This is a genomic window from Nocardioides sp., from assembly GCF_031422975.1.
In the GTDB taxonomy this organism is placed as follows: Bacteria; Actinomycetota; Actinomycetes; order Propionibacteriales; family Nocardioidaceae; genus Nocardioides.
Genome location: NZ_JANPEO010000092.1, coordinates 1 through 10,410, shown reverse-complemented (window position 1 = coordinate 10,410; position 10,410 = coordinate 1). Strand labels below are relative to the sequence as shown.

13 protein-coding genes and 1 riboswitch are annotated in these 10,410 nt (G+C 70.3%); of the genes, 2 read left to right on the top strand and 11 right to left on the bottom strand.

The genetic code is table 11. The annotated features are described in order from the left end of the window. Positions 1-577 (bottom strand): VOC family protein (locus tag RMO85_RS03115; protein WP_310526406.1); only part of this gene is annotated, 577 nt, incomplete at its 3' end. A gap of 83 nt (positions 578-660) precedes the next feature. On the opposite strand from RMO85_RS03115, the gene RMO85_RS03110 reads away from it, so the two are divergent. Further along, entirely contained in the window at positions 661-1,131 is a 471-nt protein-coding gene (locus tag RMO85_RS03110) for an Lrp/AsnC family transcriptional regulator (protein WP_310526405.1), read from the top strand. 3 nt (positions 1,132-1,134) lie between these two features. Here RMO85_RS03110 and RMO85_RS03105 read toward each other — a convergent pair whose 3' ends face one another. The 5 genes from RMO85_RS03105 to RMO85_RS03085 all read right to left on the bottom strand — a co-directional run bounded on the left by RMO85_RS03105 (position 1,135) and on the right by RMO85_RS03085 (position 5,100). Then, a complete protein-coding gene (locus RMO85_RS03105; protein WP_310526404.1) occupies positions 1,135-1,773 on the bottom strand; it encodes a helix-turn-helix domain-containing protein in 639 nt (212 codons plus the stop codon). Positions 1,774-1,850: 77 nt separating this feature from the next. Then, positions 1,851-3,638, bottom strand: coding sequence for a DEAD/DEAH box helicase (locus tag RMO85_RS03100; protein WP_310526403.1), 1,788 nt, complete (start codon positions 3,636-3,638; stop codon positions 1,851-1,853). Then, complete coding sequence (locus RMO85_RS03095; protein ID WP_310526402.1) at positions 3,635-3,922, bottom strand: DUF3039 domain-containing protein; 288 nt, start codon at positions 3,920-3,922, stop codon at positions 3,635-3,637. The genes RMO85_RS03100 and RMO85_RS03095 overlap by 4 nt, the downstream gene beginning before the upstream one ends. Positions 3,923-3,949: 27 nt before the next feature. Beyond that, positions 3,950-4,516, bottom strand: a complete 567-nt coding sequence (locus tag RMO85_RS03090; RefSeq protein WP_310526401.1) for a YqgE/AlgH family protein — start codon at positions 4,514-4,516, stop codon at positions 3,950-3,952. A gap of 53 nt (positions 4,517-4,569) precedes the next feature. Further along, complete coding sequence (locus RMO85_RS03085) at positions 4,570-5,100, bottom strand: hypothetical protein (protein WP_310526400.1); 531 nt, start codon at positions 5,098-5,100, stop codon at positions 4,570-4,572. A 141-nt stretch (positions 5,101-5,241) separates the two neighbouring features. On the opposite strand from RMO85_RS03085, the gene RMO85_RS03080 reads away from it, so the two are divergent. Continuing rightward, positions 5,242-5,949 carry a TetR/AcrR family transcriptional regulator gene (locus tag RMO85_RS03080; protein WP_310526399.1) on the top strand — a complete coding sequence of 236 codons (708 nt, stop codon included), beginning with the start codon at positions 5,242-5,244 and terminating at the stop codon, positions 5,947-5,949. 21 nt (positions 5,950-5,970) lie between these two features. On the opposite strand, the gene RMO85_RS03075 is transcribed toward RMO85_RS03080, so the two are convergent. From RMO85_RS03075 to RMO85_RS03055, 5 genes are all read right to left on the bottom strand, one after another. After that, positions 5,971-6,978, bottom strand: coding sequence for a DUF3048 domain-containing protein (locus tag RMO85_RS03075; protein WP_310526398.1), 1,008 nt, complete (start codon positions 6,976-6,978; stop codon positions 5,971-5,973). Positions 6,979-7,120: 142 nt separating this feature from the next. Continuing rightward, the gene (locus RMO85_RS03070) at positions 7,121-7,696 is read right to left on the bottom strand and encodes a C40 family peptidase (protein ID WP_310526397.1); all 576 of its coding nucleotides are present in this window, start codon (positions 7,694-7,696) and stop codon (positions 7,121-7,123) included. 4 nt (positions 7,697-7,700) lie between these two features. Continuing rightward, positions 7,701-7,902, bottom strand: a riboswitch (cyclic di-AMP (ydaO/yuaA leader). 204 nt (positions 7,903-8,106) lie between these two features. Beyond that, positions 8,107-8,874, bottom strand: a complete 768-nt coding sequence (locus RMO85_RS03065) for a 3-oxoacyl-ACP reductase FabG (RefSeq protein ID WP_310526395.1) — start codon at positions 8,872-8,874, stop codon at positions 8,107-8,109. 149 nt (positions 8,875-9,023) lie between these two features. Next, positions 9,024-9,437: an HIT family protein gene (locus RMO85_RS03060; RefSeq protein WP_310526394.1), complete on the bottom strand. Its 414-nt coding sequence runs from the start codon at positions 9,435-9,437 to the stop codon at positions 9,024-9,026. Between the two features lie 15 nt (positions 9,438-9,452). Next, on the bottom strand, positions 9,453-10,410 hold a 958-nt coding region (locus RMO85_RS03055; RefSeq protein WP_310526393.1), incomplete at its 5' end, for an FAD/NAD(P)-binding oxidoreductase.

Below are 10,410 nucleotides of genomic sequence, written 5' to 3'. Positions count from 1 at the left end.
GCACGACCGTCGAGGCGCGGGCGACGAAGCCGGGCAGGTAGGGACCGCTGTAGCCGGAGCGGTCGACGAGGGTGTGGCGGGTCTCGCCGTACGTCGCGATCGCGGCCAGCCGCACGGTGCCGTGCTCGTCGGACTCGTCGTGCGGCTCGACCAGGATCGTGGCTCCCATCGCGCGGGCGTGGTCGATGCACTTGTCGACGTCGGGCACCTCGATGGCCAGGTCGACCACACCGTCGCCGTGCCTGTGGTGGTGATCGAGCACCGGGCTGTCGGGCGTGACCGCGCCGGTGAAGACGAAGCGCGCGGAGCCGGAGCGCAGGACGTAGGACTTGGCGCCGCGGTGGCCGGTCTCGGGCCCGCGATAGGCCTCGAGCTCCATGCCGAGGGCCAGCTGATAGAAGTTCGCGGTCTGGGTCGCGTTGCCGACCACGAAGCAGACGGCATCCTGCGCGATCACCGGGAACGGGTCGGTCGAGGCGTCGTACTCGACGAGCCCGACCAGCTGCTGGAGCTGCTCCAGGGTGAGTCCGGCCTGCTGCTCCTCGGCGGTGAGCACGGTCAGCGTGGTGTCAGTCATGGAGTCAACTGTGCCGAGTGAGAGGCAAGGTGTGCAAGAGTACGCCGAAACGCTGGACAACTTGCACACTCAGGAGTCTCCGCATGGACGATCTGGACTCACATGTGATCGAACTGTTCGCGAAGGAGCCACGCATCGGCGTCCTCGAGGCGAGCCGACGCCTCGGGGTGGCCCGCGGCACTGTGCAGGCCCGGCTCGATCGACTCGCCGTCACCGGTGTCGTGACCGGATGGGGCCCGGAGCTGTCGCCGGCGTCGCTCGGCTTCCCGGTGATGGCGTTCCTGACCCTCGAGATCCGCCAGGGCTCCGGCCACAACGCCATCGCACGCCACCTCGCAACGATCCCCGAGGTGCTCGAGGCCTACACCATCACCGGCGCCGGCGACATGTGGGCGCGGGTCGTGGCGCGCTCCAACGCCGACCTGCAGCGGGTCATCGACCACGTCCTCGCCAACAGCGGCATCGAGCGCTCGACGACCGTGATCGCGCTCGCGGCGCAGATCGAGCACCGCGTGCTGCCCCTGGCCCGCGTCGCGGCGACCACGCCGCGTTAGCCCTCATCTCAACCGCTCGGCGACTTCCCTGGCGGCGGCGATCACGCGCGGCGCGACGAGCATCTCGTCGATGGAGTCGTCGAGCGTCACGATCCCGACACTGGCGCGTAGTCCCTCGAGCCCTCGCACCGGCGCGGCCAGCCCGCGCGCGCCCGACTGGAGCTCCCCCACCGTCACGGCGTACGGCGCACTGTCGGGCTCGCTCAGCAGGCCGATCGCCTTGCCGGCCGCGCCGGCCGAGAGCGGGTGCCGCGAACCGATCCGGTAGGCCACGTGGAAGTCGGTCCACGTCGGCTCGACCACCGCGAGCGCGAGTGCCTCGTCGCCGTCAGCGACAGTGAGGTGGGCCGTGCACCCGATGGCTTCGGCGAGCGAGCGCAGCACCGGCACGGCGAGGTCGCGGAGCAGCGGCTGGACCGCCGAGGCGAGGTGGAGCACCCCGAGCCCGATGAAGAGCCGGCCGCGGGTGTCGCGCCTGACCAGCGCGTGCTGCTCGAGCGTGCTGATCAGGCGATAGACCACCGTCCGGTTGACGGCCATCTGCTGCGAGAGCTCGGTGACGGTCAGCCCCTCGGGCGCTTCGGCGAGGACTCGCAGGACACGCAGGCCCCGGTCCAGCGTCTGGGAGGTCTCGGCGGCCATACCTCAGGCTAGCCCTCGGACGACGTGTTCAGCCTGCCCCTCGAGAGGTCGAAATCGCGGCCCCGGACAACGCGGACCTAGGACGTCTGCCGCATCGCCCACTCGCGGACCCGGTTGATCCGGGCGTGCAGCTGCTCCGCGGACGCGACGGCCGCGGCGGGACCCCCGCACTCCTTGCGCAGCGTCGCGTGGGTGATCCCGTGGGCCTGGCCGGTGCGGTGGTGCCAGGCGGCCACCAGTCCGTTGAGCTCGCGGCGCAGCACGGCGAGCTGTTCGTGGGTGGTCAGCTCGGCGACCGTGTCGGGCTCGCGAGCCGCGGCCGCCTTCTGCCGCTTGGCCCGCTCACTGGTGCGGGAGTGCAACAGCTCGCGCACCTGCTCGGGCTCGAGGAGACCCGGGATGCCCAGGAAGTCCATCTCCTCCTCCGAGCCGACGCGCACCTCGCCGGAGTGGCCGAACTCGCCACCGTCGTAGAGCACCCGGTCGAAGGAGGCCGTCGAGCCGAGCGCCTCGAAGGACATCTCGAGCTCGCTCGAGGCGCTCTCACCGGCATTGGCCTGCGCCAGCAGGTCGTTCTCGGCAGCGAAGATGTCGTCCTCGCTGCCGACCGCGCGGCCGAGCACGTGATCGCGCTCGACCTCCATCTCGGAGGCGAAGCCGAGCAGGTGCGGCACCGACGGCAGGAACACCGACGCCGTCTCGCCACGCCCCCGGGCACGCACGAACCGGCCGACCGCCTGGGCGAAGAAGAGCTGCGTGCCGGTGGTGGTGGCCCAGACGCCGACGGCGAGACGCGGCACGTCGACGCCTTCGGAGACCATCCGGACCGCGACCATCCATCGCTTGTCCGAGTCGCCGAACTGGCCGATCTTCTTCGACGCCGCCTTCTCGTCCGAGACGACGACGACGGGTGCCTCGCCGCTGATCTTGCGGAGCAGGGCGGCGTAGGCGCGGGCGGAGTCCTGATCCGAGGCGATGACCAGCCCACCGGCGTCCGGCATGTGGCGGCGCACTTCCGAGAGCCGCGTGTCGGCCGCCTCGAGCACCGCCGGCATCCACGACCCCAACGGGTCCAGGGCCGTGCGCAGGGCCTGCGCGTGCATGTCCTTGGTGAGGGGCTCCCCCAGCCGGGCCAGGACCTCGTCGCCGGCGCGGGTGCGCCAGGTCATCTCACCGGAGTAGGCCATGAACAGCACCGGCCGCACGACGTGGTCGGCCAGCGCGTGGGCGTAGCCGTAGGTGAAGTCGGCGACCGAGCGCGGGATGCCGTCGTCGCCCGGCGCATAGGTGACGAACGGGATCGGGTTGATGTCGGAGCGGAAGGGCGTGCCGGTCAGGGCGAGCCGACGGGTGGCCGGCTGGAACGCCTCTCGCACCCCCTCGCCCCACGACATCGCGTCGCCGGCGTGGTGGATCTCGTCGAGGATCACCAGTGTCTTGAAGCGCTCGGTGCGGATGCGCATCGCGAGCGGGTTGACCGCGACCCCGGCATAGGTCACGGCGATGCCGACGAAGTCCTTCGAGGTCTTGCCCGAGCCGGCGCTGTAGGTCGGGTCGAGCGGGATGCCGGCACGTGCGGCGGCCTCGGCCCACTGCGTCTTGAGGTGCTCGGTCGGGGCCACCACCGTGATCCGGTCGATCAGCCGGCGCCCGAGCAGCTCGGCCGCCACCGACAGGGCGAGGGTCGTCTTGCCGGCTCCCGGCGTCGCGACGGTCAGGAAGTCACGCGGCGACGTCGCGGCGTACTTGTCCATCGCCGCCTGCTGCCACGCGCGCAGCAGGGGGGCGGTTCCCCAGGCAGCCCGATCGGGCCAGGCGGGGGTGAGAACAGGGGACGGATTGATGGGGTCGGGGCGCTCCGTCACGCGTCCGGGCCCTGGTTGCCCGAGTCGCCCGAGTCGCCGCCGCCGGGCTTCATCTGCTCCCAGATGTCCTTGCAGTCGGGGCACACCGGGAACTTCTCCGGCGCCCGCGACGGCACCCACACCTTGCCGCACAGCGCGATGACCGGAGTGCCCATCACCATCGCCTCGGTGAGCTTGTCCTTGGGGACGTAGTGACTGAACTTCTCGTGGTCGCCATCGTCGGTCGGCTGGGTGCGACGGTCTTCGATCGTCTGCGTGCCGGGCGAGAATCCGATGGTGCTCATGGGCAGGAGTCTAGGTCAGTCGGCCCGTCAATTCAGGTTGGGATCCACAGGTCGTGTGGTGTGCCACGCCAGGTGCCCGGGCTGCCGGCGGAGCACGTCGCGCCACAGGTCGGTGGTATCGGCGCGGAAGGCGTCGCCGGCCTCCCCCGCCACGACGTACCAGCTGCCCTCGGCGATCTCCTCCTGCAGCTGCTCGGCGCCCCAGCCGGCATATCCGGCGTAGACCCGCACCCCGCCGATGCCTCCGTCGACGAGCTCCACGGGCGTGTCGAGGTCGAGCATGCCCAGTCGGCCCACCACGGTCCGGAAGCCGACCGGCACGTCCTCGCTGTCACGCAGCAGCGCAATCGCCAGCGCGCCGTCGGGACTGACCGGACCGCCGCGGAACAGCACCTCGGGCTCCGCGCACAGCGCGCCCCAGGGCTCGAGCACCTCGGCCACCAGGACGGGCGAGGGACGGTTGAGCACGATGCCCAGCGCGCCCTCGTCGTTGACGTCGAGCAGCATCACGACGGTGTGCGCGAAGTTGGGATCGGCCAACTCGGCGGTCGCGAGCAACAACGTGCCCGGTGCCACGTCGGTCCCTCGGATCATGGCCCAAGTATGGCGCACGGGGACAGGGCGCACAGGACATGCGACGGTCCCCGTCAGGCCGCGTGCAGGACCGCCTTGAGGCGCTCGACCAGCGAGGTCGACGACGCGGAGTCGGCAGCGACCGGAGCGACGGGTCGGGTCGCACGCGCGCGGTGGGCGATCTGCTCGCCGACGCGGGCCGCGAGGTCGTCACTCGCGGAGCTCCGCCCGGCCATCACGGCCAGCAGCATGTGCTCCTTGGCCGTCGAGGTCCTCACGGCCGACGCCATGGCGTCATCGCGAGGCTCGGCGCGGTGGTGGTCGAGGATCGCCAGCACTCCGGGCAGCTCGTCGGCCGTTGCCTGCCAGGCGTCGATGACGGCGCCCTCGAGGTCCATCGGCTCTGTCATGAGCTCGCGCTCGATGTGACCGGCCAGGCGGGTGTGCCACCGAAGCGTCAGGGCGCCGAGCAGGGTCAGCTCGTCGCGGAACGTCTCTGCCACGCCGTCCACGTGCATCGGCAGGTGGCCGTCACGTCGGGCGTCGGCCTCGGTGATCACGGTGCGGAGAACCTCTCCGCGGTGGTGGAAGGACGTCCAGGTCATGGCGGCTCCTTGCTCGTGACTCACATACTGTCAGTACGTACTCAGAGTATGCGACGCGTCCGGGGCCTTCAACGACGGCGCCCGTGACTCCGCCCACAGCAGGTCCACTCACCTATCGCGGGTCGGTCCTAGACTCGCCGGATGAGCAAACCCGCCGCCGCCAGGCTGATCTCGAAGGTGCCCAGTGTCCCGCGGGTGACGAGTCGGCGCGCGCAGTATTCGGCCTCCACCAAGCGGGCCCTGATCGACGTTGCCGAGGAACTCCTCACCGAGCAGGGCTATTCCGCCACCTCCCTGGACCAGATCGTGGCCGGTGCCCGCGTGACCAAGGGCGCCCTCTACCACCACTTCTCCGGCAAGCAGGCACTCTTCGAGGCGGTCTTCGAGCGGATCGAGGCGGAGGCCCGCACCGCGATCCAGGCCGGCCTCAAGGGCGAGCGCGACCCCTGGCGCAAGGCACAGGCCGGTCTGGGCTCATTCCTGGACGTCGTCCAGCAGCCGAGCTATCGCCGGATCGTGATCCAGGACGGGCCGTCGGTGCTGGGCTTCGAGCGGTTCCGCGAGCATGAGGAGCGTTCGACGTTCGCGACCGTCGTGGAGATCGTCCGCGCCGTACTCACCGCAGGCACCTGGGACCTCGACGAGGAGATGCTGCAGACCTTCACGCGCATCTTCTTCGGCGCGATGTCGTCGGCCGGCGAGTCGGTCGCGACCAGCGACGACCCGGCCATGGCCGCGCTCCGGGTGGAGGCGGCGATCGGTTTCATCCTGGCCGGTTTCCAGTCGCTGGCCGCTGCCGGCGTGCCGATGCCGGACCCAGCGCGTCCGGTCACCGACACCCAGGACTGAGCGGCGACCGAGCGGCGACGGCTACTTCGCCCAGGTGACGTTGCCCGTGCCCTGGGGCACCAGCTCGATCCACACGTGGCCCGCGGGCACGGTGAGCTCGTCACCCAACTTGTTCTTGAGCTTGATCGCGCCGGTCAGCCCGTTCTTGCTCCAGGTGCCCTGCACGACCTGGCCGTCGTGGAACAGCTGCGCGGGGCCGGTGCCCTCGAACTTCGTCTCGGGCACGAGGTAGCCCGCCGGGTCGCGGTAGCCCGCGTCGCCGATGGCGACCCGCATCACCAAGATGCTGGTCGCGGGGAACTGGTCGCCCTCGGCGGCATAGGAGTCGGTGTTGACGTACTTCCCACCATGGAAGGCCCAGCTCGTCGTGTGGCCACCGAAGGAGGCAGTCAGCGTGTTGGCCTTCTTGCCACCCGTGAAGTCCGTGCTGAAGTCGAGGTAGGGCTTGGGGGCCTCGCCGCCCTTGATGCCCTTCGCGATCACGTCGGGGTGGGAGAAGAGGTTGTACGGCGCCGAGCGCGACGTCTCGCGATAGACGCCCTTGGCGCCCTCGGTGACGAACGGGATGCCCGCCTTGTTGATCCGGGCCAGGGTGATCGCCGCGGCACCACTCGTGATGACGTGGGCGCCGGTCGGCACGATCCCGATGTCGCTGGCGCGCATCGACCGCACGGGACCGACGACCGAGGGGATCTTGGAGTAGTAGAACGCGGCGAGCCGCGTCATCCCGCCCTCGACCAGCTCCTCGACGACCATGTCGGCCGACCCGAGGCCGATCTGCGGGGAGCTGGACGACGTGTTGTCGACCTTGGTGACCAGCACGGGGTGGGCCGGAGCCTTGCCCTCGACCTCCAGACCGGTGAGCGGCCACAGGGCCGGCTCCTCGGGCGTCTCGCTGGCCTCCGTCGTCGGGTCGGCGGAGGACGAGCTCGACTCGGGGGTCTCGTCGTCACCGCCGCAGGCAGCCAGCCCGGTCAGCAGGGCGGTCACCGCGAGGGCGGCGACTGAGGTTCGCAGGCGGGGGTGCACGGCGTACTCCGATCACAGGGGTGGGGAAGGGCTCGAGGCCAGTGTCACTCCGCCTCGAAACCCGAGACGGAAGGCGCGCCCAAACGGTGGGCCCGGTCACACGGGCACACCCACCCTCGGGTGGATGCGCCCGTCACGCAACTCAGCGACGCAGGGTGCCGCCGAACCAGGAACTGGTCCACGGCGCGGCCACGACGACCCGCTGACCCGAGCCGGGCGAGTGCAGCATCATCGGCTGACCGTGCTTGGTGCCGATGAAGATCCCCGCGTGGTAGACCCCGCCGGAGTTGGCGAAGAACATCAGGTCGCCGGGGCGCATGTCCTGCTTCGCGATGCGGTGGGTGTAGGCCGCCTGCGCAGCCGACGTGCGCGGGACGTTGAGTCCGAGGCGGCGGTAGCTGTAGAAGATGAGACCGGAGCAGTCGAACGCGTACGGGCCGGCCGAACCGTAGGAGTAGGCGTCACCGCGCTGGGCGAGCGCGGTCCGCTGGGCGGCGAGGATCCGCGAGTCGAACCGTTGGGCGGCCCGCTGCTGGCGAGCGGCAAGGGACTTGTCGAACGTCTTGACCTGGCCGCTGTCGAGGGCGACGGCGCCAGAGCGGAAGTCGGTCCCTTCGTCGGCGGCGTTGGCGGGAGCGCCGCCCACGGTGGTGGCGGTGACTCCCAGGGTGATGAGCGTGAGCGCGCAGGTGCGCGCCATGCGACGAATCGCAGGCATGGCAGATTCCTTTCCCACGCCTGTGAGGTGAGCTGTCGGGTTGGAGCTGGAAAGTGCCCCGTCACCGTGCGGTGACTTCACCCCGAGCCGTCCGCGACGCTGGTCAGCGCCGCAGCCGGCAGTGGAACCTGTGGGTCCCCCACTCCTGCCCGATGAACGTGTTCGGGGGTCCATCTCCGGCGGGCAGGACTCGGCGTTGCCGGAGAGGGCTATTCGGTTGGATGCTTCGCCGCGTTGAATCGGCGGAGTCGACCCTCGACGCTAGGCAGCCGGGGACGCAAAAATCCAACCGACCGACACGCCAGGCTGGGCGTATCGGTCGGTGCTGAGCGTGAAAGCGGGATCCGGCGTGAGCAGCGTCTCGCTCCCGAGACGTCGATCCGACCACCGCAGAGCCGGGTCGGACGGGGTCAGCCGAGCTTGGCGCCGCCGTCGACGTACAGAGTCTGGCCAGTGATGTAGGAGGCTTCGTCGCTGCACAAGAAGGCCGCCGCGGCGGCGATGTCCTCGGGGAAACCGACTCGGCGGACGGGGTTGGCGTCGGCGTTCAGCTGGCGGAACTCCTCGACCCCGAGCTTGAGCCGGGCGGCGGTCGCATCGGTCATCTCGGTGGCGATGAAGCCGGGCGCGATGGCGTTGGCGTTGATGCCGAAGGGGCCGAGCTCGATGCCGAGCGTGCGGGTGAAGCCCTGGATGCCCATCTTGGCCGCGGAGTAGTTGGCCTGACCGCGATTGCCGAGTGCGGAGACGCTCGAGAGATTGAGGATCTTGCCGTACTTCTGCTCCACGAAGTGCTTCTGGGCAGCCTTGGTCATGTTGAACGGCCCCTTGAGGTGCACGCCCATGACGAGGTCCCAGTCCTCCTCGGTCATCTTGAAGAGCAGGTTGTCGCGGGTGATGCCAGCGTTGTTGATGAGGATGTGGATGCCACCGAGCCCGTCGACGACCTGCTGGATCGCAGCATCGGCGGCCGCCGAGTCGGAGACGTCGCAGCCGACGCCGATCGCCTTGGCACCATCGGTCAGCTCGAGCCGCGCTGCCGCGTCCTGGGCCGCCGACTCGTCGAGGTCGAGGATCGCGATCGACGCGCCCTCGCTGGCGAAGCGCTGCGCCGTACCGAATCCGATGCCGCGTGCGGCTCCGGTGATGACTGCGATGCGACCGTCAAAGCGACCCATGGTGACTCCTCCTCGTAGAACTGGACGGCCCGACCCTAGTACCCCCGGGGGTGCGGCTCGTCCCGGGTCAGGACGTGGCCCAGTGCTCGCGGCGCCGTCGTTGCCGCCGCCGGTCACTCCGCCACTCACTGGGCCATTCACAGGGCCATTCACTGGGCCAGAGCGGCCCGGAGTCGGGCCGCGTAGTCGTCGATCTCGCCTGCGGCGTACTTGGTGCGAGGCCAGAAGAACCCGCGCAACCCGTCGCCCTTGGTGCGAGGGACGACATGCAGGTGGAGGTGCGGCACCGACTGGCTGACGGTGTTGTTGACCGCGACGAAGGAGCCCTGCGCGCCGAGGCCCAATGTGAGCGCGGTCGCGAGGTCCTGCGCGGCGCCCAGGAAGCCGTCGCGTTGCTGGCTCGGCAGGTCGGGCAGCGTCTCGACGTGCTCTCGGGGGACGAGCAGCACGTGCCCCTTGAACACCGGTCGCTGGTCGAGGAAGGCGACGACATCGGGGCGCTCCAGTACGACCGCCGCGGTCGCGTCACCGCTGATGATCTGGCAGAACACGCAACCGTCCACGTCGGCGAGCCTAGATCAGCGCGCCGCCCGCACCTGCTCCGCCAGCTCCTTCGACCTGTCCCACTCGTTGATGTGCATCGCGGCCACCAGGACGTCCCCGCGGTACCACCGGGCGATGAGCGCATCCGGACCGCTGGAGCCGTCCTCGATGCGGACCGAGTCCGGGCCGGCGGACCCCGGGTGGCCGAAGTACTCCAGCCCGAGGTCGTACTGGTCGGAGAAGAAGGAGGGCAGGTCGTCGTAGACGACGTCCTCACCCATCAGGGCATGGGCGGCGGCCTTGCCCTGGCTGACGGCGTTCTGCCAGTGCTCGACGCGCACCCGCTCCTTCAGCAGAGGATGGGCATGGTTGGCGACGTCACCCGCCGCAAAGACGTCGGGGTGGCTGGAACGCAGGCCCGCGTCGACCAGGATCCCGTTGTCCACGTCGAGGCCGGCCGCCGTGGCGAGCGCGGCGTCGGGCACCGCGCCGATCCCGACCAGGACCGTGTCGACGTCGATCTCGCTGCCGTCGCTGAGGCGCGCGCGTCCGCCCTGCAGACTCTCGAGCGAGGTCGAGGTCCGCAGGTCGACACCGTGGTCGCGGTGGACCTTCGCCAACCGCTGACCCAGCTCCGGGCCGAGGACGGTGAGCAGTGGTTGCGCCGCCGGCTCCACCAGCGTGACCTCGACGCCGCGCTCACGGGCCGTGGCCGCCACCTCCATCCCGATCCAGCCACCGCCGACCACGAGGAGGCGGCTGCCGCTGCCGAGCCGCTCGCGCAGTCGACGGGCGTGATCGAGGCTGCGCAGGTAGGCGACGTCGATGTGCTCGGTGGGCGTCAACGGCAACGTCCGCGGCTGCGCGCCGGTCGCGATCAGCAACCGGTCGAAGGGCTGACTGGCGCCCGCCGCGTCCACGACCTTGCCGCCGAGGTCGATCCGCTCGACGCGCGTGCCCGTGCGGACGTCGATGCCGCGGTCGGCGTACCAC